Source organism: Tepidiforma sp., from assembly GCF_026419595.1.
Lineage (GTDB): Bacteria > Chloroflexota > Dehalococcoidia > Tepidiformales > Tepidiformaceae > Tepidiforma.
The window spans coordinates 160,499-183,857 of record NZ_JANZZD010000001.1; the positions used below are offsets into that span (position 1 = coordinate 160,499).

Consider the following 23,359-nt stretch of genomic DNA (forward strand, 5'->3'; position numbering starts at 1 on the left):
CCCTACAGGGGGCAGATGTCGCGGTAGGTGTACTGCGGGTTGGCGTAGCCGTGGTCCATGAGCCGCTGGACGTAGCCCGGGGTATCGATGCCGGCTCCGGTGGTGGCCAGGTAGCGGGTCGCTTCGAGGCAGCCGCCGGTGACGGATTCGCGCTCCTGGTAGCCCTTCCGGAAGGCCTCGGCGGCGTTGAGGAAGACGGGCTCCTTCGCCTCGCGGATGACGCGGTCGATGGCGGGGTTCGCGTCGTCGCCGCTGGCGGCGGCGGCGACGGCGATGCGGAAGAGGGCGTAGCTGACGAGGGCATCGCGCGATGCGCCGCGGCCGTTTTCGAACTTCCAGTCGCGGAGGGTGCGGTCGGCGATGGCGCGTTCGTAGGCGGCGATGGCCTCGCGCCACTGGCCGCGCTCGAAGAGGGCATCGGCATCGGCGATGGCGTGGAAGAGGAACACGGGCGGGTCGAGGTCGGCCTGGAGGGCCGTGAAGCGGCCGCTGGAGAGGGTGTACCGGTAGGTGCCGCCGCGGGCGGGCCCGGCGGCGAGGCTGGAGGCCGGCTGGCTGTGGAGAACGATGGCGGTCGCGGCGCCTGTACCCTCGAACCCGACGCGGTCGATGCCGACGATGCCCTGGTCGGCGGGGCCGATATCGCGCCAGGTGGCGCCGTCCCACGTGTAGACGCGGACGAGGCTCGCGCAGCGGCTGGCCGTGCAGAGGTTTTCGAGGAAGGCGACCTCCGGCCGCGGCCGGCCGTCGCGGTCGGCGACGGAAAAGACGGCGCGGCCGAGGATGGAGGTATCGGCAGCGCCCGGCGGGCTGAGCGCGACGAAGCCGGGGGCCGTCGAGAGGTTGGCGAGGACGACGCCGGGGTAAGGGCCGACGGGGGCCGGCTGGCTGAGCGGGAGGAGGACGACGGTGTCGGAGGCGAGGTCGCCGTCGATGTCGCCCTGGAGGCAGGCGAGCTGCCAGCGCTCGGCGACGGCAGGGCTACAGGCGCCGATGGTGCGCGCCAGGCGGTCGAGCGCGGCGCGGGCCTCGGGGATATCGCGCGGGGGCGGGCCGACGGGGTCCGGCGTGGGGGTTGGTGAGGGCGGCGGGGCGAGCGTCGGCGAGGTGTCCGCGGCCGGGGAGGGGACCGGCGTGGCGAGGGTTTCGCCGGTCGCGCAGGCGCAGCCGGCGGCGAGGACCGGCAGCAGCAGGAACAGCAGCGCCGTCAGGGCGCGGGGGTGAGGTAGTTTTCGACCGCCCATCCTTCACCCAGCGATGTCTGGACTTTCCACCACGTGAAGTTGCCGGCCTGCTGGGGCCCGCCAGTGACACGAACCTCGGCGCCGTCCTGGAGGCAGACGATGGCGTCGTTTTCGGTGCCGGGGCTGGTGCGGACGTTCAGGCAATCGCCGGTGCCGGTGACGAGGAGGCGCTGGCCGGCCGTGAAGCGGCCCGGGCCGACGGAGGCGGTCACGGCGGGGGTCGGCGAGCCCGGGCCGGGGGAAAGCGAGGGCGACGGGGTGGCGAAGGCGGGCGGCGTCGGCGTCGGACCCTGCTGGCCGCCGGCGGCCGCGGTGGGCGACGGGGCGGGGAAGGCGGCGTCGTCACCCGTGATTTGCCCGATGGCCCAGATGAGGCCGAAGGCGACACCGATGGCGAGGAGCACCGCGGCCGGGATGTACCAGTAGCCGAGCCAGCGGTGGCGGTCGTAGATGCGGGGCAGCGGCTTGCGGGGAAGGGGCTCGTCGCGCGGGGGCTGGTAGCGGCGCGGGCCGCTGCCGATGGGCGGGGCGACGTCTTCGGGCAGCTGGCGGCGGACGAACCCGGCGCCGATGACCGGCTCGGGAGCAGCTGCAGCGGGGGGCGGCGCTGCGGCCGGTTGGGATTCTCGCGGGGCCGGCTGGGGGAAGGGGATCGGGCCGCCGACGGGGGGCTGGTGCACGGTGCGGGTGCCTTCGCCCGGGTGGGGCGCCGGTTCGCCCGGGGGCCGCGAGGCGCCGGGGTAGGCCATCGCCTGGGGCGTCGACTGGTGGGGGTCCTGGGTGGCGCAGCCGTTGTTCGCGACCCAGCAGCCGGGATGGTGCAGGACGCCGCAGCCGGTGCAGCGGAGCACCGCCTCGCCGTCGTCGAATGCGCGGTCACACAGGGGGCAGAATCGCTGTTGAACGCTCAAGCTGGGACCCCGGGGCGCCTCCCAGTATCGGTATCGCGATCGCCTTCTTCAAGACGAAACGCCGGCCGGGGGCGAAAGGTTCCGTTCAGGCGGGCAACCGCCGTGTAAATTCTTCGACTTCATCGAACGATGGGAGGGAGGCGGCGGCTCCGGGCTTCGTGCAGGCGAGCGCGGCAGCCCGGCAGGCGTAGGCGGCGGCCTCTTCGAGGGTAGCGCCGGCGGCGAGGCGGACGGCAAGCGCGCCGCAGAAGGCATCGCCGGCGCCCACGGTATCGACGGCCTCGACGCGCGGGGCGGGGACCGGCCGCAGCCCGGCTTCGATGGCGATGAGCGCGCCGCGCTCGCCGAGCGTGATGATGACGTCCTGCGGCCCGAGCGCGCGGAGGGCGGCGGCCTGCGCTTCGACGGGCTCGCCTGCGGCGCCGGAGAGAGCGGCGGCCTCGACTTCGTTGGGGACGAGGAGGTCGGCGAGGGCGAACACCTCGCCCGGGTGGGGCGCGATCGGCGCCGGGTTGAGGATGGTGCGCACGCCGGCTGCGCGGGCGATGCGGAGAGCGGCGAGCGTGGCCTCGGGAGCGACCTCGAACTGGACGAGGAGGACGTCGGCAGCTTCGATGACGGTTCGGGCGGTCTCGACGTCGGCCGGCGCGAGAGCGAGGTTCGCGCGGGGCAGGGCGTAGATGAGGTTCGAACCGTCGTCGAACACGACCGGGACGGCGACACCGGTGCCTTCGCCCTCGAGGCGGCGGACGAAGGCGGTGTCGATGCCATCGGCGGCGAGGCTGGCGAGGATGGCCTCGCCGAAGGGGTCGGCGCCGACGGCCCCGACCATCGCGACCGAGGCGCCGAGGCGGGCCGCGGCGGCGGCCTGGTTGCCGCCTTTGCCGCCGACGAAGGTGGCGAAGGAGCGGCCGATGAGGGATTCGCCGGGGAGCGCCGGCCGCGGGGCGCGGACGACGAGGTCCATCATGAGGGAGCCGACGACGGCGATGCGGGCCACGGGAGGAGTGTAGCGCGGCTCGCGCGGGAGCCCGAGGGCGCGTAGGCTCCGGGGCATGGTTCGGATTCTTGGCATCAACGGGGCGATTCGGCCGGGGAGCACGGCGGACCGCGCGCTGCAGCACGTGCTCGGCCTGCTGACGGCGGACGGCGCGGCGTGCGAGACGTTCGACATCGGGACGCTGCCGCTGCTGGACGGGCGGCCGACGGACCAGCTGCCGCCGAGCGTGGCGGCATGGCGGGAGGCGTGCCGGGCGGCCGACGGCTTCGTCATCGCGACGCCTTCGTACCACGGCGCGATGCCGGGCGGGCTGAAGAACGCGCTGGACTTCATCGACGCGCCGGAGGCGGGCGGGAAGCCGTTTCTCGTCGTGGCGGTGGCCGGCGGCGATGCGGAGCCCGCGGCCACGGACGTGACGCGGGTGATGCGGCACATCGGCGGGGTAGCCGGCGGGCCGAACGTCGTGGTCTCGCGCTCCGGCGAGGCATGGGGCAAAGGCGTCGAGCCGGCGACCCCGGCGGCCGCCGACCTCGCGCGGCGGGCGGCCGCGGCGCTCCTCGCGCTCTGCCGGCTGCGGGCCGAGGGGCGGCTGCCGGGGCCGTGAGCGGCTGGCGCTTCTGCCCGGCCTGCGGCGAACAGCGGCCGGCAGGGCTGGATGACCCGGCGAGCCCGTGCCCGGCCTGCAGCTACCGGGAGGCGCGGTACCCGGGCGTCGGCGTGGCCGTCATCGTCAGGGATACGCAGGGGCGGGTCCTGCTGGGGCGGCGCGCCGGCGGCCGGCGGGCAGGGCTGTGGTGCATCCCCTGCGGACGGCTGGAGTGGGGAGAGGAGGTGCGGGCGGCGGCCATCCGCGAGTTCCGGGAAGAAACGGGCCTCGAGGTCGAGCTATCCGGCGTGTACGAGGTGCACAGCAACTTCCACGACCCGGACCGGCTGACGGTCGGCATCTGGTTTTCGGGCAGGGTGACTGGCGGCGAGCTGCACCCGGCCGACGGCGAGCTGAGCGAGCTGGGGTGGTTCGACCCGGCTCAGCCGCCGGAGCTGGCGTTCCCGACGGACGCGCTGGTGCTGCGCCGCCTCGCGATGGAGGGCCACGGCCAGTAGCGGGCGACGACGCGGCCGTCGATGAGGTAGGGCGGCACCGGGCCGAAGGCGCGGCTGTCGGTGCTGGCGGCGGCGTTGTCGCCGCGGAGGTCGAGGCTGCCGTCGGCATGGACGCGGGCGACGCGCTTCACGAGGAGCCGATCGAAGTCGCGGGGGTCGTGGGCCATGACGACATCGCCGGGGCGCGGCGGGTGGGTGCGGTAGGCGCGGCGGTCGACGATGGCCCAGTCGCCGGGGCGGAGGGCCGGGCGCATGCTCTCGCCCTCGACGGCGATGCGCTGGAAGCGGCGGCTGAGGTACCCGGCGGCGACAGCGATGAGGAGGACACCTGCGAGGAGGCGCATACGGCAATCCCGGTCAGTGGATGAGCGGCGTGCCTTCCGGGGCACCGCTGAGGTCGGGGCGGCCGCTCCAGAGCCACGCGAAGTTCGTCTTCGAGACGCCGACGAGCATGCCGAAGAGGGCCTTCGGGTGGATGAAGAGGTTGGTGCCCGGCGGGCGGCCCTCGGCGGGCGCCCAGGGCAGGTTGAGAGCTTCGAGCCGCGCTTCGAGCATCGGGACGTCGTCAGTTTCGAGGTAGCACATGTAGAGCGAAGGCCCGCGGCGGCGGAAGAATCGGTCCATGGCGCCGCCGCCGAAGGTCTGGGTGATTTCGATGCGGTCGAGCCGGCGGGGCGGGTCGAAGAGGGTGAGGACGCCTTCGTAGCCGTACAGCTCGCTGCGGATGGGGCAGAAGTGCGCCGGTTCGAGGCCGAAGATGCGGGTGTAGTAGTCGGCGGCTTCGCGCCAGTCGGCGACGGGGTTGGTGACTTCGTAGATGGCGCGGATATCGCCGACGGGGTCGCGCGGCGTATCGGGGACGATCACGGTCGGCATGCCGTAGCGGGCTTCGCGGAGGTAGAGGACGCCGTGCTCGGCGGAGAAGGGGACGCCGTTGGCATCGAGGCGGGCGGCCATGGCCTCGATGGAGGGCGTGGCGAAGCCGACGCCGAAGAGGCCCTGTCCCCAGCGGTCGGCGAACTCCTGGACGGGGCCGGGACCGGTGGGGGTGAGGAGCTCGATGAGGGATGCGCCGGCCTGGAGGGTGGTGCGGCGGGCGGCGAGGGTCGCGGTGCCGTCCTCGGCGAGGCGGCGGGCGCCGAAGAGGGCCTGGAAGCGTTCGGCAGCCTCGATGCGGTCGGAGACGACGAGCTGGATGCGGTCGAGACGGGTGAGCATGGCGCACCTCCGGCAGGGCTATTGAAGCACAGGGAGGGGCAGGTGCGGCAGGGGTCAGGCGGGTTCGCGGACGCCTTCGCCGGAGGTGGAGAGGTCGACCGCCTGGCCGCCGCGGGTGAGGAGGAGCGGCCGCGTCTTGTTGATGACGCAATCGGCGTTGACGACGCACTTCTTGATGTCGGTGCGGCCGGGGATCTCGTACATCACGTCCATGAGCGTCTCTTCGAGGACGGTGCGGAGGCCGCGGGCGCCGGTCTTGTGCTTGATGGCGAGGTCGGCGACGGCGCGGAGGGCGTCGTCGGTGAAGACGAGTTCGACGCCGTCCATCGCGAAGTAGCGCTGGTACTGCTTGACGAGCGCGTTCTTCGGCTCGGTCAGGATGCGGACGAGGGCGTCCTCATCGAGCGACTGGAGGCCGACGACCATGGGGAGGCGGCCAACGAATTCGGGGATGAGGCCGAATTCGAGGAGGTCGTCATGGGTGACGTGGGCGAGGAGTTCGTCTTTACGCTTCTGGCCGCGGAAGCCGCCGCGCTGCGCGGCCTGGAAGCCGAGGCGGACGTGGTCGCGGGTGAGGCGCTTTTCGATGTGGTTCTCGAGGCCTTCGAAGGCGCCGCCGCAGATGAAGAGGATGTTGGCGGTGTTGATCTGGAGGAAGTCCTGGTGGGGGTGCTTCCGGCCGCCCTGCGGCGGGACGTTGGCGATGCAGCCTTCGATGATCTTGAGGAGGGCCTGCTGGACGCCTTCGCCGGAGACGTCGCGGGTGATGGAGGGGTTATCGCCTTTGCGGGCGATTTTGTCGATTTCGTCGATGTAGATGATGCCGCGCTCGGCTTTCTGGATATCGAAGTCGGCGGCCTGGATGAGGTGGAGGAGGATGTTCTCGACGTCTTCGCCGACGTAGCCGGCTTCGGTGAGGGCGGTGGCGTCGGCGATGGAGAAGGGGACGTCGAGGAGCTTGGCGAGGGTCTTGGCGAGGTAGGTCTTGCCGACGCCGGTGGGGCCGACGAGGAGGATGTTGGATTTTTCGAGTTCGATGTCGCCGTCGGCGGGCTGGCCGATGCGCTTGTAGTGGTTGTAGACGGCGACGGAGAGGACTTTTTTGGCCTGATCCTGCCCGATGACGTACTCGTTGAGGTGCTCGTAGATCTTGCGCGGGGGCGGGACGTTCTGGAGGGTGACGCTGCCCTGGCGGCTGGCGGAACCGGTCGCGGCCTGGCCGTTCTCCTCATCGATGATTTCGCGGCAGAGGTCGACGCATTCGTCGCAGATGTAGACGGCGCCGGGGCCGGCGATGAGGCGCCGGACCTGGTCCTGGCTCTTGCCGCAGAAGGAGCAGTGGTACTGGACGCGGTTGGTTCGGTTGGTGGCCAAGGCGGTGGTGTCCCCTCTGCGTGTGCTGGCTAGTTGGATTCCGCGACGGGGCGGAGGAGTTCGTCGACGAAGCCGTACTCCTTGGCGCCCTCGGCGTCGAGGTAGAAGTCGCGGTCGAAATCGCGGGTGACGCGTTCGACGGGCTGGCCGGTGTGCTTGGCGATGATGTTCCGGATGATTTCGTTGTTGCGGAGGATTTCCTTCGCAGCGATTTCGATATCGGCCGCCTGGCCGCGCGCACCGCCGAGCGCCTGGTGCATGTGGACGGTGGCGTTGGGGAGGGCGTAGCGCTTCCCCTTCGCGCCCGCGCAGAGGAGGACGGTGGCCATGGAGGCCGTCTGGCCGACGGCGATGGTGGAAACGTCGGGCTCGATGAGCTGCATCGTGTCGTAGATGGCGAGGCCGGCGGTGATGACGCCGCCGGGAGAGTGGATGTAGAGCGAGATGTCGCGCTCGGGATCTTCGCGCTGGAGGTAGAGGAGCTGGGCGACGATGAGGTTGGCGATCTGATCGTCGATGGGGGTGCCGAGGAAGACGATCCGCTCTTTGAGGAGGAGCGAGAAGATATCGAAGGCGCGCTCGGAGCGGGGGCCGGATTCGATGACGGTGGGGATGACGTCGTAGATGAGCGGGTGGACGCGCGGGGGCTGCTGCTGGCTCATGCCTGTTCCTCCTGGAGTTCGCCCCGGGCAAGGGCGCTGAGGCGTTCGAGGGTCTTCCGCGAAAGCAAGTTCCGGCGGATGGTGGCGACCCCCTCTTCGGTGGCGAACATCTGGCGGAACCGTTCGGCATCGTCGCCCATGGGCGCGACCAGCGAATCGAGCTCCTGTTCTATCTCTTCGGCCGAAACGTCGATGCCTTCAGCCTCTGCGAGCGCTTCGAGCACGAGCGAGCGCTTGACGCGGGTCTCGGCGGCCTCCCGCCAGGTCTCGCGGAACTCCTGCTCGGTGCGGCCGATGGTCTGGAGGTAGGCGAGGTACTGCTGGCGGTCGTTGCCCATCGCATCGCGGATGAGGTGGTCGATTTCGTGCTCGACGAGGATGCGCGGGTATTCGATGGTGGCGGTTTCGACGAGCTTATCGACGGCAGCGGCGCGGAAGCGGTTCTCGGCGGCTTCCTCGAGGCTGCGGCGGAGGTCGGCCTCGATGCGGTCGCGGAGCGCCTGCAGCGTCGGGAACTCGTCGGCGTTGATGGACTGGGCGAACTCGTCATCGAGCGGGGGGACCTGCTCTTCCTTCACCTCGTGGACGGTGATGGTGAAGGTCGCGGTCTTGCCCTGGAAGCGCTCGATGCGGAAGTCGGCCGGGAATTCGATGTCGAAGGTGCGGGACTTCCCTTTTTCGAGGCCGAGGAACGCCTCGGCGAGGCCTTCGACGAAGAGGGTTTCGCCTTCGCGCAGCTGGAATTCGGCGCGGTCGTCGCGGAGGACTTCTTCGCCGTCGATGGTGGCGGAGACATCGGCGATGAGGATGTCGTTCCACTGGACGGGCCGGTCGACGGGGACGTGGGTGGCGTGCCGCTTGCGGAGCGTCTCGAGCTGCTCGTCGACCATTTCGGGGGTGACTTCGACGGTCTCGCGCTCGACGCGGATGCTGCGGTAGTCGTTCAGTTCGACCGAGGGACGGACGGGGACGATAGCCTTGAAGCGGAGCGGCTCGAGGGAGTCGATCTCGAGCTCGGGCTGGCCGATGGCGGGGACGTCCTCGGCTTCGATGGCTTCGTTGTAGACGTCGGGGACGAGGGTATCGAGGGCTTCGCGGATGAGGCCCTGGCGGCCGTAGGCGCGCTCGACGATGGCGCGGGGGGCTTTGCCCGGGCGGAAGCCGGGGAAGCGGTTGCGCCGGGCGATGCGGCGGTAGGCGGCATCGAGCGACCGTTCGAGTCGCTCGTCATCGACTTCGATTTCGAGTTTGACGCGGCTTTCGGGCAGCCGCTCGAGCGTTACCTTCACGGGCTGAAACGTTCCTCCGGGTTCGAGTATAGCAAACGGGTCCGCTGGGGCTTTCGGGCGGGCCGCCGGCCTTCAGCGGAGGGCCTGGGTGCGCGGCTCGAGGAGGTCGACGAGGGCGTCGCCGAGGAGGTTCCAGGCGAAGAAGAAGAGGGTGACGGGGATGGCGGGCGCGAGGAGCAGGTGGGGGTAGCGCTCGAACGTCTGGGGACCGGCGCCGGCGGCGATGAGCGAGCCGAAGCTGGCAGTGGGCGGGTCGATGCCGAGGCCGAGGAAGCTCAGCGTGACCTCGGCGCCGGCGGTGCCGGCCATGCCGGCGGAGACGCCGACGACGAAGAGCGGGAGCACGCCGGGGAGGATGTGGCGGAAGATGATGCGCCACGACGATGCGCCCATGGCTTCGGCGGCGAGGACGTAGGTCTCTTCGCGGATGGCGAGGGCCTGGCTGCGGACGATGCGGCTCGTGCCGATCCAGGCGAAGGGGACGGTGGCGAAGACGATGATGCTGAACTTCACGAAGGTGCGGGCGTCGTTGCCGAGGAAGGTGTTGTCCTGGAGCCAGAAGGCGACGTCGTTGATGCGGGTGCGGAAAGCGGCGGTGATGGCGAGCATCAGGAGGAGCGTCGGGAGCCCGGCGAGCACTTCGCCGACGCGCATGATGAGGGTATCGACCCAGCCGCCGCGGTAGCCGGCGAGGAGGCCGAGCCCGAGCCCGAGGACGAGGCTGCCGCTGATGAGGACGACGACGGTGAAGACGACCGTGGTGCGGGCGGCGTAGATGACGCGGCTGGCGAGGTCGCGGCCGAGGGCGTCGGTGCCGAGCCAGTGCTCCGCGGAAGGCCCCTGCCGGGTCGCGCCGGGCGTGAGGTTCTGCTGGTAGGGGTCGTGGGGAGCGATGAGGGGGGCGAAGATGCCGCAAGCGTAGAAGATGGCGAGGTAGACGATCGCGAGCACGGCGAGCTTCTTCCGCAGGAGCTGGCGGATGAAGCGGCGCCGGGGCGCGGCCGCGGCGGTTTCGAAGGCGAGCGGGTCGGAGGCGGCGACGGCGGTGCTCATCCGCGCTGGGCCCCGAGGCGGATTCGCGGGTCGATGACCGCGTAGAGGATGTCGATCAGGATGTTGGCGAGGACGAAGAGGATGGAGCCGAAGAGGACGAGGGCGAGGATGACATCGAAATCGGGCGCGAGGACGGCCTCGAAGCTCTCGGCGCCGATGCCGGGGATGCCGAAGAGCTGCTCGACGATGAGGGAGCCGCCGGCGACGCCGGGGAGGGAGAGGCCGATGATGGTGATGAGCGGGAGGAGCGCGTTCCGGGCGATGTGGCGGACCACGACGATGCGCTCGGGGAGGCCCTTGGCGCGGGCGGTGCGGATATAGTCCTCGCGGAGGACGCCGAGGACGGAGGCGCGGACGAAGCGGGCGATGCCGGCCGTGCCGGGCAGGGCGAGGATGAGGATGGGGAGGATGATGTTGGGGCTGGTGAAGCCCTGCCAGCTCAGGCCGACGAGGTCGAGCTTGACGGCGAAGAGCCACTGCAGGAATGGGACGGCGACGAAGATCGGGACGGCATCGATGGCGAGCCAGAACGAGATGGTGAGGGGGTCGAGGAAGGTGCCGCGGGCGAGGGCGGCGTAGATGCCGGCGGAGATGCCGAGGAAGAAGCTGATGGCGAGGGCGAGGAGGCCGAGCCGGGTGGAGACCCAGATCTTCGGGATGATGATCTCGGAGACGGTGAAGGACTGGTGGCGGGTGGAGACGCCGAGGTCGCCCTGCAGGAGGTGCTGCATGTACTTCACGTACTGGACGTGGATCGGCTGGTCGTAGCCGTACTTCTTGCGGATGAGGGCGGCCTCCTCCTCGCGGTAGCGCTGGCCGAGGAGAGAATCGACCGGGTCGCCGGGGGCGAGGCGGAGCATGTAGAAGACGATGACGGAGATGGCGAAGAGGACCGGTATCGCCCAGAGCAGCCGACGAACGATGTAGCCGGCGAGGCCCGGTGCCACGGTCTACGGCTCCTTGATTTCGACGTACCGGAACTTCGGGATGGTCATCGGGGCATCGGGCAGGCCTTTGACGCAGGGTTTGACGAGCATGTGTTCGACGGACCAGAAGGTCGGGATGATGGAGGCGTCGTCGATGATCTTCTGCTCGGCCTGTCCGTAGAGCTGGTAGCGGCGCTCGCGGTTGGTTTCGACGCGGGCCTGCTTGAGGAGGGCATCGACCTCGGGGTTGCTGTACTTGGTGTAGTTGAGCGGGCTATCGCTGGCGAAGAGCTTGCCGAGGAAGTTTTCGGGATCCGGGTAGTCGGCGGACCAGCCTTCGCTCTGGATCTGGAAGTTGCCCTGGCGCTGTTCGCGGAGGAAGGCGGCGGTATCGATGGCCTGCAGTTCGACGGTGACGCCGAGGACCTGCTGCCAGTTCTCCTGGATGGCGACGAGGAGGTCGCCGGGGGCGGCACCCGTGCCGGCGTAGGTGAGGACGATGCGGGGCATGCTGTTCGCGTACTTCGATTCGGCGATGAGCTGCTTCGCGCGCTGGGGGTCGTAGGCGTAGGTCTTGACGCTGCTGGAGCGGCCGGGCATGGCGCCGGGCACGATGCCGCCGGCGACTTCGTAGTAGTCGAAGAGCAGGACGGTGTTGATGGTCTCGCGGTCGATGGACATGGCGAAGGCCTGGCGGACCTTCGGGTCATCGAACGGGGCTTTGTTGGGGTTGAGGGTGAAGTAGAAGGTCGCGAGCCCGGGGTAGGAGCGGTAGTCCTTCGAGAGCGGGTTGGAGCCGTCGACGATGGAGTCGAGGAGCGAGGCCGGGAGCGGCGTCATGTGGATTTCATCGTTCTGGTACTGGGTGAGAAGGGAGCCGCCGCCGAGCTGGAAGATGACCTCATCGACCTTGGGGGCGCCGAGGTGGTAGCGGGGGTTCTTGACGAGGCGGATGCGCTCGGCGGGCTTGAATTCAGCGAGCCGGAAGGGGCCGGTGCCGTTCGGGTTGCGGGTCCAGTTGCGCGGGTCGGATTCGATTTGCTGGCGGTCGACGACGAAGGAGACGGGGTAGGTGAGTTCGAAGATGAAGTAGTCGGAGGGTTCGATGAGGTCGATCTGGAGCGTGCGCTCATCGATGACTTTGACGCCTGAGACGGAGGGGGCGCGGCCCTGGAAGCGGTCTTTGAGGCCGACGATGTTGCCGAGGTAGGCGACGACGGTGGGGGAGGCGTTGGCAGGGTCGGCGGCGCGCTCGATGGAATACTTCACGTCTTCTGCGGTGACGCGGCGCTGGTTGCCGGTATGGAAGACGACGTTGTCGCGGAGGCGGAAGGTGTAGGTGCGGCCGCCGTTGGTGACCTCCCAGTTCTCGGCGATGTCACCGACGACCTCGAGGTCGGGGTCGAGGGTGACGAGGCCGCCGAAGATTTCGACGACGTATTCGCTGGTGGAGACATCGACGACCTGGATGGGGTCGAGGACGGTGTTGGGCTGGGAACCCGGGATGATGAGGGAGTTGCCCTTGCAGATGCCGCCGGCGGATGCGCCGGGGCGGTTTTCGGAGCCGCCGCTGGGCGGTGCGGTGCCGTCATCGCCGCCGCCGCCGGCGAGGGCGATGACGAAGACGACGCCGACGGCGAGGATGAGGAAAGCGACGACGCCCATCATGAGGGCGAGCATGCGGTTCGACATCGGGCAGACTCCCAGCGTCAGCGGTTTGCGCAGGCGGGCACCCGGGGAGGCGGCGGTCGCGGGCCCCGGATGGCCTACAAGCGTACACGCCGCGGCGGGCTCAGGGGATGCATCCGCTCACCACGGCGGGAAAAGAACGCTTTACGCCGGGGCGATGACCCGGATGCCGAGCTCTTCGAGCTGTTTGGGGTCGACGGGCGAGGGCGCGCCCATGAGCGGGTCGGTGCCGGAGGAGGCCTTGGGGAAGGCGATAACGTCGCGGATGTTGTCGGTGCCGACGAGGGACATCATGAGGCGGTCGATGCCCATGCCGACGCCGCCTTCGGGCGGGACGCCGTAATCGAGGGCATCGAGGATGACGCCGAAGCGCTCCTGCTGCTCCTCGGGGGTGTAGCCCATGAGGCTGAAGACTTTCTCCTGGTGGCGGCGGTTGTTGATGCGGATGGAGCCGCCGCCGATCTCGGCGCCGTTGAGGATGAGGTCGTACTGGCGGGCGATGACCGCGCCGGGGTCGGTATCGAGCAGGGGTTCGTGCTCGGGGAGGAAGCCGCTGAAGGGGTTATGGGTGGCATCCCAGCGCTGGTCTTCGGGCCGCCATTCGAGGAGCGGGAAGCCGGTGACCCAGGCCATCCGGTAGATGGACGGGTCTTTGAGGCCGAGGCGGGTGCCGAGCTCGTCGCGGACCTCGTGGAGGGAGCGGGCGACGACGGCGGGCTGGTCGGCGACGATGAAGAGCATGTCGCCGTCGCGGGCGCCGGTGCGGGCGCGGATGGCGGCGAGCTCGTCTGCGGTGAGGAACTTGGCGATGGGGGAGCGGAGTTCGCCGGGGATGAAGCCGATGTAGGCGAGGCCTTTCGCGCCGCCGCCGCGGGCGATGGCGGTCAATTCGTCGATGTCGCGGCGGGTCATGCCGGCCTGGCCTTCGACGCGGATGGCTTTGACCTGGCCGCCGGCGGCGAGGGCGCCGGCGAAGACCTGGAAGGCGGTGCCGCGGAGCGGTTCGGAGATGTCGACGAACTCGAGGCCGTAGCGAAGATCCGGCCGGTCGATGCCGTACTTCTCGATGCACTCGGCGTAGGAGAGGCGTGGGATGGTGCGGGAGGGAAGTTTCGCGGCGCCGAAGCGGGAGAGGATTTCGACGTAGAGGTCTTCGACGAGGCCCATGACGTCGTTTTCGTCGACGAAGGCCATTTCGAGGTCGAGCTGGGTGTGCTCGGCGACGCGGTTGGCGCGGAAGTCTTCGTCGCGGTAGCAGCGGGCGAGCTGGAAGTATTTTTCGAAGCCGGCCGCCATGAGGAGCTGCTTGAGGATTTGCGGCGACTGGGGGAGGGCGAAGAAGGTGCCGGGCCGGATGCGGGCGGGGACAAGGAAGTCGCGGGCGCCCTCGGGGGTGCTCTTGATGAGGGTGGGGGTTTCGATTTCGCAGAAGCCGCGGCTGCTGAGGTAGTCGCGGATGAAGCGGACGACCTCGTGGCGCAGCTTGATGACGCGGGCGACTTCGGGCCGGCGGAGGTCGAGGTAGCGGTACTTCAGGCGGAGGTGCTCGTCGACGTCGGCGGGTTCGTTGATGTAGAACGGCGGCGTCTGAGCCTCGGCGAGAACGGTGCAGGCGGAGGGGATGACTTCGACTTCGCCAGTCGGGAGGTTGGGGTTGACGGTCGCGGGGCTGCGCAGCGCGACGGTGCCCTCGACCTGGAGAACCCATTCGGTGCGGGCGCGGTGGGCGACGGCGTGGGCTTCGGGGGTATCGGGATTGAAGACGACCTGGACGATGCCGGAGGTATCGCGGAGGTCGATGAAGATGAGGCCGCCGTGGTCGCGGCGGCGGTGGACCCAGCCCGCGAGGGTGACGCGGCGGCCTTCGTCGGCGCGGCGGAGTTCGCCGCAGTAGGCATCCTTGAGCATGGGCTACAGGGTAGCCGAGGGCGTGCTTACGCGGTGGGACGGGGTTCGCCGGCGAGCGGGCCGAGCTCCTCGGCGAAGGCGGCCTGGACGGCGGCCTCGACGCGGCGGCGGAAGCGGTCGTAGGCCTCGACGAGGCGGGCGCCCTCCGGGGTGAGGGCGGTGTGGCCGCCGCCGGCACCGCCGACTTCGGAGCGGACGAGCGGGTGGCCGAGGTTCGCCTCGAGCTCTTTGACTTTGCCCCAGGCGCGACGGTAGGAGAGGCCCATGGCTGCGGCGGCCGCGGCGAGGGAGCCGGTCTCGGCGATGAGGGCGAGCAGGCGGAGCCGGTAATCGGACATGACGAGGCCGTCGGCCGACTCGAGCCAGAGCTTGTAACGGGGGACGAACTCGCCCATGGCCCCAGCCTACTGCGGGGCGGGGGCGTCAGCTACCGGCTGCGGGTGGAAGGCGAGGGATGCCGTGACGATCATGGCGGAGGGGACGCGGAAGCGCTGCTCCCAGCTGAGGCCGGGGAGGCGGTCGATGTCGGTTCGATACCGCTCGGAGCCAGCGATCTCTTCGAAGGCGTCGAGGGCGAAGCCGGCATCGGCGAGGGCGGTGAGGAGGTCGGCGAGGGTCCACGGGTTGTCGCCGTCGCGGAAGCGGAAGTAGGCGCGCGAGATGACGAGGAGGCCTTTGTGGAGGCCGACGACGCGGGCGAAAGGGTGACGGTCGTAGAGGGAGAGCCGGCCGCCGGGGCGGAGGAGGGCGGCGGCATGGCCGGCCCAGGCATCGAAGTCGTCGACGGCATCGAGGCCGCCCCAGGCGTGGTAGAGGAGGTCGAACGCGGCCGGGGCGCGGGCCGCGATGGCCTCGAGGGTGCCGAATTCCCAGGCGAGGTCGATGCCAGCCTCGGCGGCGAGGCGCTGGCCGGGCGCGGCGGCCGCTTCATCGGGAGCCCAGGCGGTCACGCGGGCGCCGAGGTTGGCGAGCGAGAGCGCCTCTTCGGCGCGGTTCTCCGGGGTGACCGGGCCGACGAGGACGCGGAGACCGTCGACCTCGCCGAGGTACTCCGCTTCGAGGTCGGAGAAACAGGAGCCGCCGTGGGCGTAGAAGGCCGGGTCGATCTCGAACCAGGAGGGGGACGGTTCGAGCGTGCGGCTCATGCGTTGAGGTCGCCGCGGGACGACTGGATCGGCATGACGTGGGAGTAGTCGTTGATAGTGAGGATGACGCGCCGGGTATCGGCGGCGCGCATGACGGAGATGGAGGTGTGGTGGACCGGCACGAGGTGGTCGAAGGGGGAGCCGAAGACCTGGCTGAGGATGGCGTTGATGACGCCGCCATGGCAGACGACGGCGACGCGCATGCCGATGGACTCCTCGATGATGCGGTCCATGGCGCGGAAGACGCGGGTGCGGAAAGCATCGACGTCTTCGCAGAAGGGGTAGGCGCTGTGCTTGCGGGTGCGGGTAACCTCGCGGTAGACGTCCGCGAGCTGTTCGCGGGTGTAGATATCGAGAAGGCCCTTGTCCTGCGGGGCGCGCTGCCAGAGGTCGATTTCGCGGAGGTCGGGGATGACGACGGGTTCGAGGCCATGGTGGACGGCGATCGCCTTCGCGGTGTCGTAGGCGCGGCGCATGTCGGAGGAGTAGACGCGGCCGAGGCGGGCGGGCGCGAGGCGCTGGCCGACGGCTTCGGCCTGCTTCTGGCCGAGTTCGGAAAGCGGCGCGTCGTAGGCCTGCCCGAGGGGGATGTTTTCGAAGAACTTCTGCTCGCCGTGGCGGATGAGCAGGATTTCGACCATGCCTTCGAACGAATCGACGAACGGGTTTTCGAGGTCAATGGTGCGGACGCGGCGGACGGAGGTCATGCGAGGTTCACCCCGGGCATGGCGACGGCGGCGAGGTTGGGCTCGACCTTTTGCACGTATTCGCTGGCGGCGACGAAGGCGGCGAGGCCGCGGACGAGGGCTTCGAGGTCTTCGTGGTGCATTTCGATGAGGATGCGGCGGGTGTAGACCTCGCTGCCGGTTTCGAGGCGGGAGCAGGTAGCTTCGCCCTGTTCGGTGAGAAAGTTGCGGACGAGGCGGCGGTCGGATTCGTCGTCTTCGCGGCGGATGAGGCCGGATTTGACGAGGCGGTCGACGATGCCGGAGATGGTCGGCGGGGTGACGCCGAGGCGGGTGGCGAGTTCGCCGGCGGTGACCCCGGGGGCTTCGCGGACGAGGAAGAGGACGCGGAGCTGGGCGGTGGTGAGGCCCATCTCGGCCCACGCGCGGAAGCGGAGGGGGTCGAAGAGGTTGACGGTTTCGCCGAAGAGCCGGATGGCCGCGTCGACGGCGCTTTCGGAGGTGGGCGGAGACTGCACGGCACGCCTCGAATGTGGTTCGTCGTACGAAGGGGACTTTAGCACCGATTGCGGCTTGCCTCCTCCCCGTTGGCGGCGCGCATACTGGAAGCGATGACGCTCGACCTCGACCCGGGCACGGCGGCGCTGGGGAACCCGCGGCTGATCGCGGCGATCATCGCCGAGATGGATGGCGGGGCGATCCCGTTCCAGCGGTTCATGGAGCTGGCGCTCTACCACCCGGAGCACGGCTACTACCGGAAGCGGGGGCGCATCGGCCGGCAGGGCGACTTCCTGACGAGCCCGGCGGTGCACCCGATGTTCGGCTGGGCAGTGGCCGGCTGGGCGCGGGAGGTGTGGCAGCGGCTGGGCGAGCCGGCGGAGTTCACCATCTTCGAGCCGGGCGCGGGCGAAGGGCTCCTCGCGAGGGCGGTGCTCGACTGGGCGGAGGGGCGCGACCCGGCGTTCGCCCACGCACTTCGTTATGTCGCTATCGAACCGAACAGCCCGGGCGACGACCCGCGGGTCGACTGGCGGGTGCCGCCGGTGGCGCCAGCGGAGGCAGGGGTCGTCGTGGCGAACGAGCTGTTCGACGCCTTCCCGGTGCGGGTGTTCGAAGGCTCGCCGCGGGGGCCGGTGGAGGTGTACGTGCGCTGGGACGGCGAGCAGTTCGTCGAGGAGCGCGGGCCGATTGCGACGATCGACGATGCGCCGGCCGAGGGGCGGTTCGAAGTGAACCCGGCGGCCTACCCGGCGATGGTCAGCCTCTGCGGGCTGGTCGAGCGCGGGGCGGTGCTGGTGTTCGACTACGGCTATCCGCAGGAGGACCTGTGGGCGCCGTGGCGGCGGCAGGGGACGCTGCTCTGCTTCTACCGGCATACGGCGCACGAGAATCCGTACATCCACGTCGGCGAGCAGGACCTGACGTCGCACGTGAACCTGTCGGAGCTGCTGACGGCGCTGGAGGACGCGGGGATGCAGCCGTGGGGGCCGGTCTCGCAGCAGGAGTTCCTGTACAGCGTCGGGCTGGGCGGGCTGGTGGAAGCGGCGCGGGGCGACCTGCAGGAGTACTTCACGCGGCGGCGCGCGCTCGAGCAGCTGACGGACGGGGCGGGGCTCGGGCGGATCCGGGTCATCGCCGGGACGCGCGGCATCGAGGGCACGCCGCCGGGGTTCGAGCCGCTGCCGTGAGCGGGCACGCGAACGGGCAGGAGCCGCCGCTGCGGGGGCCGGTGCAGCCGGGCGAGCCGGCGCCGGATTTCGAGCTGCCGGCGGTGCCGGACGGCGGCGAGCCGTTCACGGTCCGGCTCCGGGAGCTGCTGCCAAAGGGGCGGGTGCTGCTGATCTTCTACCAGGACGACGGGATGCCGATCTGCACGAGCGAGCTGAAGGCCTTCGCGCAGGAGTACGAGACGCTGCGGCAGGCCGGCGTGCAGGTGTTCGGCATCAACACGAACGGGATCGGCTCGCACGCGAAGTTCCACGAGCGCGACCATTTCCCGTTTCCGCTCATCAGCGACTTCTACGGGGAGGCGGTGAAGGCGTACGGCTTCTGGGACCCGGAGGAGCGGAAGTCGCGCCGCGGCGTGGTCGTGATCGGGCAGGACGGGCGGGTGGCGTACGTGCTGCCGCACTTCAACCCGGGCAGCCTGTCGGCCTTCGAAGGGGTGTTCCGGGCGCTGGGGCTGTTCGACGGCTGATCAGCCGGGGAGGCCGCGGGCGCGGAGCGCGGCGCGGATGTCCCGCTGGCGTTCGATGCAGGGAACTTCGAGCGGGTGGCGGCTGTGGCGGAAGCCAGACTGGAGCTGGCCGAGCAGGTAGCGGGCGTAGAACCGGGGCCGGCCCATCTCGCGGACCTGGGTGAGGTGGAGCGCTTCGTGGGCGATGAGGGCGAGGCCGGCGGCCGTATCCGGCCGGTAGCCGCCAGCGCGGAAGAAGACGAACGGCGCGAAGGTGATGGCCGTCTTGCCGAGCAGGGCGGGAATCCAGCGCCAGGGCCAGCCGGTGACGATGCGCATCGCCTCGAGGTCGCGGCGAGGCACCCACTCGGCCAGGAGGTCGATGGCCGGGGCCTCAAGGCGCACGGCCGAGGTCCCGGGCGAGGATGTCGGCGGCGAGGCGGTCCTGGTCGACGCGGTAGATGACGTTCGGGCCGTCGCGGAAGACCTCGGTGAGGGCCGGCATGGCGGCGAACTTCGCGAGGCCCGCTTCGGTGCCGTGGACGCGCTCTTCGGTGCCGACGACGACGTAGCGGACGCCGTGCTTGCGGAGGAAGCGCTCGGCGCGGTCGGTCGAGGGGTCGGTGTAGAAGAGATGGACGTCGGTGCGGCGCTCCTGGACGAGGTGGGCGTAGTCGGTCCGCTGCTGGACCTGGTGCCAGTCCCAACCGATGACGGCCGGGAGGCCGGTGTACTCAGAAATGCGGCCGGTCCAGCGGTAGAGGGGACCGACGGCTTCGACGATGACCGGGGAGCCTTCGACGTTCTGGCGGAGCCACTCGATGAGCGGGAGGTCTTCGTCGAGGCGGAAGGTGACGTCGTCAGCAGGGGTCGCGTCGCTGCGGGGTTCGGTGAAGACGCCGTGTTCGAAGAAGGCGAAGCCGTTGAGGGTGAGCGGCGTCTCGCCGAAACGGGCTTCCTGGCGGGCCCGGGTGCCGGAGACGAGGAAGAGGCTGGAGGCGAGGACGACGGCGGCGAGCGAGGCGAGGGCGAGCCCGGCGGCCGCGCGCCCCGGCATCGCCGCGCCGCGCGCGCGTTCGAGGACGCCGCGGACGACGTACCAGGCGGCGTACCCGCCGCCGAGCGCGAAGAGGTGCCACGCCTGGAGGCTGAATTTGAAGACGGTGTTCATGCGGACGATGTCGTTCTTCAGGGTGACGACATCGACACCGGCGGCGATGGCGACCGCGAGGGCGAAGAAGAGGGTGGCGACGAGGCGCGGGACGTTGCGCCCGGGGTCGCGCAGCTCGAGCCAGGCGAGATTCAGCAGGAAGGCGAGCGCGACGAGGGCCGTGGCGACGGTCGCCAGGCCGAAGGGCCAGGTGAAGGCGATGAGGCCGGCGAGGAAGACGGCGAGGGAGGCGAGCTCGAGGCGGCCGGCGACGATGGCGAGCACCGGATTGCGCCCGGGGTCGAAGCCGCGAGGTTCGAGCTCTTCGCGGCAGCGCAGGGCGATGAAGGCCGCGGCGAGGGCGAGGAACACGCCGTACTGGACGACGAACTGGTGGAGCGGCGTCGTGGCCGGAGCGCGGGTGATGCCGGGGTCGAAGGTTTCGAAGCGGGCGTTGTAGGGGGCGAAGGCGACGACAGCAACGAGGCCGGCGAGGGCGAGCTGGCCAAGGGCGGTCCAGGCGCGGCGTTCGGCAGAACCCGGCGCGAGCAACCCGCCGAGGGCGATGGCGCCCGCGGCGATGAGCGCGGCGGTCGGGAAGTCCCAGGTGTGGACGGTGCGGATGAGGCCGACGAAAAGGCCGGCGAGGGCGGCGAGCACCCACGGGCGAAGCCGCTCGCCGCGGGCGGCGGAGAGCGCGAGCGCCGCGCCGGTGCCGGCGAGACTGACGAAGAAGGGGATGCCCATCAGGTGGGGATGGAGGTCGGCGAAGAGGAAGGACCAGTAGGGGAACTCGGTGATATCGAAGCTGCCGAAGTGGACGCGCGAGCTGCGCCACCAGTCGAAGGGCGGGAGCTGAGCGCCGCCGAAGAGCCAGCGCCAGAGCCCGCCGGCGATGCCGACCGCACCGCCGACGACCGGCGTGCCGGAGGCGAACGACCACTGGTTGAGCGCCTGGAGGCGTTCGATCCACTGGTGGGCGGCGTCGAGGTTGCCGATGGCGACGAGGAGGAAGGCGGCGAACGCGCCGGCGAGGAGCGGTTCGGCGGCGCGCCGGCGGACGGCGGCGACGGACGGGGCCGCGGCGCCGACGAGGCCGCTGACGATCGCGAAGGCCGCGGCGGCGGCCGTGGCAGCGAACGTCGGCACGCCCAGGTTGAAGGCGTATTCGGGGAGGATGCCGAAGGCGCGCACCGGCACGGCGAGGTAGAACCAGCCCATGTAGTAGTAGTTGAGGCTGCCGCCGGCGAACCACGGGTCGTAGGGCGGGAGGATGGTAGAGCGGACGACGGCGGTCAGGTAGGCGATCTCCATCGGCTTCTCGCCGCCCTGGGGGTGGTGCCAGAGGTCGGGGTTGGCGGCGCGGAGGAGCAGGAACGCGAAGAACGCGGCGAGGAAGACGGCCTCGGCAGCGAGCCAGTTCCGCCACTGGCTGCGGAGGTCGTCGCGCAGGGCCTGGCGGCGGAGGATGCCGACGGCGAGCCCGGCCCCGATGGTGACGGCGAAGGCGCCCCAGGCGAGGCCTTTCGAGAAATGGAGCGGCCCCCAGGCGACGGCCATCCAGGTGAGGAGAACGACGGCGAGCGGGCCGAAGAGCTTCGCGAGGCCATAGCCGCGGCCGCCGAAGGGGCGGAAGAGCCAGGTGACCCACGGCACGGCGGCGAGGCTGGCAGCCTGGAGCCAGAGCAGCCACCAGAGCCACGCGGTCCGGTTCAGCCAGCCGGGGGCATCGAAGACGTCGGTGAAGGTGCCGCCAGACTGCTGGATTTCGGCCTCGGCGGAGGTGAACTGGAGGCCGTTGGAGCGGCCCTGCCGCGGGAGCAGGTTCACAGCGGCCTCGGGACGCGCCTCGCTGAGGAGGGTGTAGGCGCGGTCGGGGTCGAAGGCGGCCGTCTTCCGGTAGATGCGGACCTCGGGGTGGTCGTAGACGGTGAACGACTCCTCGGCGCCGGAATCGTCGACGGAGATGCCGAGGAAGGATGGGCGAACCGTGAACGTGGCGACCCGTTCGAAGCCGAGGTCGCCCGATTCGAGGAGCTGGTAGTAGCGGATGGTGGCCGGGTATTCGCGCTCGAGCTTCGTCACCGAGTCGCGGATGCGGTTGGAGGTGACGGCGACGTAGTCGGCGCCGGCGAGGCCGGCCTTTGCGGGGTCGCCGGGGACGCCGAAGACGAGGTCGCGGATCTTTTCCGGCGAGTCCGTGCGGTACATATCGAGCTCGACGAGGCGGTACTCGCGGGCGCGGCCGGGGAGGTCCCACGGCACGGGGTCGTCCCAGATTTCGGTGGTGATGGCGCGGCCGGGCGGGACGTTGGCGTAGACCCAGCGGGTGGCGGCGATGCGCGGGTGCTCTTCGACGTAGACGCGCTGGAAGGCGAGCGCCCACCAGGCCGAGGCCGCGAGGACGATGCCGAGCACGGCGAACGCGAGGGCGCGGGCGCGCGGCGGGGGCAGGGCCGCGCGGACGCGGCCGGGGGCGAGCCGGAAGCCGGCGCGGCTGCGTTCGAGGAGCCGGAGGAGGCCCCACGCTGCGAAGAGGCAGAGCACCGGGTACATCGGGAGGAAGTAGCGCATGAAGGCGACGAAGCGCGGCCCCCAGAAGCCGAGGACGAGCAGGGCGAAGGCGAGCGGCAGCAGGAGAGCGAGGTCGCGGGTGCGGGCCGTTCGGATAGCTGCGGAGAGAAGGCCGGCGAACGCGGCGGCGGCGAGGACGGGCCCGAGGCCCCAGAGCGTGATGTTGCGGAGAGCGGTGAGGAAGGGGGTCGTGCCGGCGAACTGGACGAAGGGGGGATAGTCGACGTTGCCCTGCTGGAAGTCGCGCTCGCGCTGGATGTCGTCCCACCACCGCTGGTTGAGGGCGAAATCCCACACGTTTGGGCCGGCGAAGGCGTACGGCTGCGCGATGCGGAAGACGAGGAGCGAGACGGCGCCGGCGAGGCAGAGCATGGAGAGGTCGGTGAGCCAGGCCGAGCCGTGCCGGGGCGGGGCCTCGCCGCCGCTCCAGCGGGCGCCGAGCCGGCGGATGTCGTGGAGGGCGATGCGGACGGCGAAGGCGAGGACCGGGATGGCGGCGAAGATGGCGCCGTTCACCTTGCAGGCCGTGGCGAGGCCGATGCTGGCGCCGATGCCGACGGCGAGGAGCCATGCTCGTCCGCCGTCAGCACGCACCCAGTGGACGGAGAGGAGCAAGGTGAGGAGGGCGAAGACATTGAGGAAGGGGTCCATCGCCCAGAAGTGCGCGAGCTGGGTGGGGAGGACGGCGAGCGCGTAGAGGAGCGCAGCGAGCAGGCCGAGCCGCCGGCTGCCGAGCGCGCTGCCGAGGAGGAAGACGAGGAGGATGGCGAGGGCATCGAAGGCGGCGGTGACCTGCCGGCCGGAGACGACGGTGGCGGCGTACGAGTTGCCCGGCCCGGGCGGGTCGTCGCCGCGGAGGGTGGCGACGGCTTTGACGAGGAAGAGCGGGAAAGTGCCGTAGACGTAGGAGTTGGTTTCGCCGTCGTTGTAGGGGTTGAGGGGCGAGCGGGCGGTATCGAAGTAGCCGGCGAGGCTGCCGGGCCAGTCGATGCGGTTCGCGACGAGGGAGAGGAACCGCTCATCGGGGTGCATCTGGAGGGGATAAGCGGCCTCCGCCGGCCGGTCCCAGCCGAGGCCGTGGAAGCGGAGGACAGCCCCAAGGAGCAGGACGGCCGCGAGCCCTGCCTGCCACGTGAGGAGGCGCGCGATGGGGCCGGACCGCAGGGCGGCGAGGCGGCCGCGGGCGGGCGTGACGGCGGGGGAGGTCTCGGCCACGCGCTCCTCCAGTGGTGGGCTACAGGATACGGCCG

Annotated in this window: 22 protein-coding genes; 4 read left to right on the forward strand and 18 right to left on the reverse strand. The window is 70.5% G+C overall.

What is annotated here, in order from left to right; translation table 11 throughout:
- Nucleotides 1–2: 2 nt before the first annotated feature.
- The 3 genes from N2041_RS00780 to N2041_RS00790 all read right to left on the reverse strand — a co-directional run bounded on the left by N2041_RS00780 (nt 3) and on the right by N2041_RS00790 (nt 3,155).
- Entirely contained in the window at nt 3–1,244 is a 1,242-nt protein-coding gene (locus N2041_RS00780) for a tetratricopeptide repeat protein (protein ID WP_297674854.1), read from the reverse strand.
- Nucleotides 1,208–2,155, reverse strand: coding sequence for an RING finger protein (locus tag N2041_RS00785; RefSeq protein WP_297674855.1), 948 nt, complete (start codon nt 2,153–2,155; stop codon nt 1,208–1,210). Before N2041_RS00785 ends, N2041_RS00780 begins: the two co-directional genes overlap by 37 nt.
- 85 nt (nt 2,156–2,240) lie before the next feature.
- Nucleotides 2,241–3,155, reverse strand: a complete 915-nt coding sequence (locus N2041_RS00790; RefSeq protein WP_297674857.1) for a ribokinase — start codon at nt 3,153–3,155, stop codon at nt 2,241–2,243.
- A 55-nt stretch (nt 3,156–3,210) separates the two neighbouring features.
- On the opposite strand from N2041_RS00790, the gene N2041_RS00795 reads away from it, so the two are divergent.
- Both N2041_RS00795 and N2041_RS00800 read left to right on the forward strand, forming a co-directional pair.
- Nucleotides 3,211–3,759 (forward strand): NADPH-dependent FMN reductase, encoded by a 549-nt coding sequence (locus tag N2041_RS00795; RefSeq protein WP_297674859.1) that lies wholly within the window; start codon nt 3,211–3,213, stop codon nt 3,757–3,759.
- On the forward strand, nt 3,756–4,259 hold the full coding sequence (locus N2041_RS00800) for an NUDIX hydrolase (protein ID WP_297674860.1): 504 nt from the start codon (nt 3,756–3,758) through the stop codon (nt 4,257–4,259). Before N2041_RS00795 ends, N2041_RS00800 begins: the two co-directional genes overlap by 4 nt.
- Here the strand turns inward: N2041_RS00800 and sodX are convergent.
- The 13 genes from sodX to N2041_RS00865 all read right to left on the reverse strand — a co-directional run bounded on the left by sodX (nt 4,184) and on the right by N2041_RS00865 (nt 16,727).
- Nucleotides 4,184–4,603, reverse strand: coding sequence for a nickel-type superoxide dismutase maturation protease (sodX, locus tag N2041_RS00805; protein ID WP_297674862.1), 420 nt, complete (start codon nt 4,601–4,603; stop codon nt 4,184–4,186). The two genes, N2041_RS00800 and sodX, sit on opposite strands and share 76 nt — an antisense overlap.
- Nucleotides 4,604–4,616: 13 nt before the next feature.
- Nucleotides 4,617–5,477, reverse strand: coding sequence for a VOC family protein (locus N2041_RS00810; RefSeq protein WP_297674863.1), 861 nt, complete (start codon nt 5,475–5,477; stop codon nt 4,617–4,619).
- 54 nt (nt 5,478–5,531) lie between these two features.
- Nucleotides 5,532–6,851, reverse strand: a complete 1,320-nt coding sequence (gene clpX / locus N2041_RS00815) for an ATP-dependent Clp protease ATP-binding subunit ClpX (protein ID WP_297674864.1) — start codon at nt 6,849–6,851, stop codon at nt 5,532–5,534.
- A gap of 29 nt (nt 6,852–6,880) precedes the next feature.
- A complete protein-coding gene (locus tag N2041_RS00820) occupies nt 6,881–7,513 on the reverse strand; it encodes an ATP-dependent Clp protease proteolytic subunit (RefSeq protein ID WP_297674865.1) in 633 nt (210 codons plus the stop codon).
- Complete coding sequence (tig, locus tag N2041_RS00825) at nt 7,510–8,802, reverse strand: trigger factor (protein WP_297674866.1); 1,293 nt, start codon at nt 8,800–8,802, stop codon at nt 7,510–7,512. The genes N2041_RS00820 and tig overlap by 4 nt, the downstream gene beginning before the upstream one ends.
- Nucleotides 8,803–8,874: 72 nt before the next feature.
- Complete coding sequence (locus N2041_RS00830; RefSeq protein ID WP_297674867.1) at nt 8,875–9,855, reverse strand: ABC transporter permease; 981 nt, start codon at nt 9,853–9,855, stop codon at nt 8,875–8,877.
- Complete coding sequence (locus tag N2041_RS00835; RefSeq protein WP_297674868.1) at nt 9,852–10,802, reverse strand: ABC transporter permease; 951 nt, start codon at nt 10,800–10,802, stop codon at nt 9,852–9,854. The genes N2041_RS00830 and N2041_RS00835 overlap by 4 nt, the downstream gene beginning before the upstream one ends.
- A gap of 3 nt (nt 10,803–10,805) precedes the next feature.
- Nucleotides 10,806–12,473 carry an ABC transporter substrate-binding protein gene (locus N2041_RS00840; protein WP_297674869.1) on the reverse strand — a complete coding sequence of 556 codons (1,668 nt, stop codon included), beginning with the start codon at nt 12,471–12,473 and terminating at the stop codon, nt 10,806–10,808.
- A gap of 141 nt (nt 12,474–12,614) precedes the next feature.
- Nucleotides 12,615–14,378 (reverse strand): aspartate--tRNA ligase, encoded by a 1,764-nt coding sequence (aspS, locus tag N2041_RS00845; protein WP_297674870.1) that lies wholly within the window; start codon nt 14,376–14,378, stop codon nt 12,615–12,617.
- Between the two features lie 26 nt (nt 14,379–14,404).
- Nucleotides 14,405–14,773: a LysR family transcriptional regulator gene (locus N2041_RS00850; protein WP_297674871.1), complete on the reverse strand. Its 369-nt coding sequence runs from the start codon at nt 14,771–14,773 to the stop codon at nt 14,405–14,407.
- 9 nt (nt 14,774–14,782) lie between these two features.
- Nucleotides 14,783–15,523 (reverse strand): hypothetical protein, encoded by a 741-nt coding sequence (locus N2041_RS00855; RefSeq protein ID WP_297674872.1) that lies wholly within the window; start codon nt 15,521–15,523, stop codon nt 14,783–14,785.
- Nucleotides 15,520–16,230 (reverse strand): histidine phosphatase family protein, encoded by a 711-nt coding sequence (locus N2041_RS00860; RefSeq protein ID WP_297674873.1) that lies wholly within the window; start codon nt 16,228–16,230, stop codon nt 15,520–15,522. The genes N2041_RS00855 and N2041_RS00860 overlap by 4 nt, the downstream gene beginning before the upstream one ends.
- Complete coding sequence (locus N2041_RS00865; RefSeq protein ID WP_297674874.1) at nt 16,227–16,727, reverse strand: MarR family winged helix-turn-helix transcriptional regulator; 501 nt, start codon at nt 16,725–16,727, stop codon at nt 16,227–16,229. The genes N2041_RS00860 and N2041_RS00865 overlap by 4 nt, the downstream gene beginning before the upstream one ends.
- Before the next feature lie 93 nt (nt 16,728–16,820).
- On the opposite strand from N2041_RS00865, the gene N2041_RS00870 reads away from it, so the two are divergent.
- Complete coding sequence (locus tag N2041_RS00870) at nt 16,821–17,897, forward strand: SAM-dependent methyltransferase (RefSeq protein WP_297674875.1); 1,077 nt, start codon at nt 16,821–16,823, stop codon at nt 17,895–17,897.
- A complete protein-coding gene (locus N2041_RS00875; RefSeq protein ID WP_297674876.1) occupies nt 17,894–18,406 on the forward strand; it encodes a redoxin domain-containing protein in 513 nt (170 codons plus the stop codon). Before N2041_RS00870 ends, N2041_RS00875 begins: the two co-directional genes overlap by 4 nt.
- On the opposite strand, the gene N2041_RS00880 is transcribed toward N2041_RS00875, so the two are convergent.
- Together N2041_RS00880 and N2041_RS00885 are read right to left on the reverse strand one after the other, a co-directional pair.
- Complete coding sequence (locus N2041_RS00880; protein WP_297674877.1) at nt 18,407–18,790, reverse strand: DUF4157 domain-containing protein; 384 nt, start codon at nt 18,788–18,790, stop codon at nt 18,407–18,409.
- Nucleotides 18,780–23,324 carry a DUF2298 domain-containing protein gene (locus N2041_RS00885; protein WP_297674879.1) on the reverse strand — a complete coding sequence of 1,515 codons (4,545 nt, stop codon included), beginning with the start codon at nt 23,322–23,324 and terminating at the stop codon, nt 18,780–18,782. Before N2041_RS00885 ends, N2041_RS00880 begins: the two co-directional genes overlap by 11 nt.
- Between the last annotated feature and the right edge of the window lie 35 nt (nt 23,325–23,359).

Excerpts from the sequence above, each read along its gene's own strand:
- N2041_RS00780 (WP_297674854.1), bottom strand. The coding sequence starts at position 1,244 with ATGGGCGGTCGAAAACTACCTCACCCCCGCGCCCTGACGGCGCTGCTG.
- N2041_RS00795 (WP_297674859.1), top strand. The coding sequence starts at position 3,211 with ATGGTTCGGATTCTTGGCATCAACGGGGCGATTCGGCCGGGGAGCACG.
- sodX (WP_297674862.1), bottom strand. The coding sequence starts at position 4,603 with ATGCGCCTCCTCGCAGGTGTCCTCCTCATCGCTGTCGCCGCCGGGTAC.
- N2041_RS00810 (WP_297674863.1), bottom strand. The coding sequence starts at position 5,477 with ATGCTCACCCGTCTCGACCGCATCCAGCTCGTCGTCTCCGACCGCATC.
- N2041_RS00820 (WP_297674865.1), bottom strand. The coding sequence starts at position 7,513 with ATGAGCCAGCAGCAGCCCCCGCGCGTCCACCCGCTCATCTACGACGTC.
- N2041_RS00830 (WP_297674867.1), bottom strand. The coding sequence starts at position 9,855 with ATGAGCACCGCCGTCGCCGCCTCCGACCCGCTCGCCTTCGAAACCGCC.
- N2041_RS00840 (WP_297674869.1), bottom strand. The coding sequence starts at position 12,473 with ATGTCGAACCGCATGCTCGCCCTCATGATGGGCGTCGTCGCTTTCCTC.
- aspS (WP_297674870.1), bottom strand. The coding sequence starts at position 14,378 with ATGCTCAAGGATGCCTACTGCGGCGAACTCCGCCGCGCCGACGAAGGC.
- N2041_RS00850 (WP_297674871.1), bottom strand. The coding sequence starts at position 14,773 with ATGGGCGAGTTCGTCCCCCGTTACAAGCTCTGGCTCGAGTCGGCCGAC.
- N2041_RS00855 (WP_297674872.1), bottom strand. The coding sequence starts at position 15,523 with ATGAGCCGCACGCTCGAACCGTCCCCCTCCTGGTTCGAGATCGACCCG.
- N2041_RS00860 (WP_297674873.1), bottom strand. The coding sequence starts at position 16,230 with ATGACCTCCGTCCGCCGCGTCCGCACCATTGACCTCGAAAACCCGTTC.
- N2041_RS00870 (WP_297674875.1), top strand. The coding sequence starts at position 16,821 with ATGACGCTCGACCTCGACCCGGGCACGGCGGCGCTGGGGAACCCGCGG.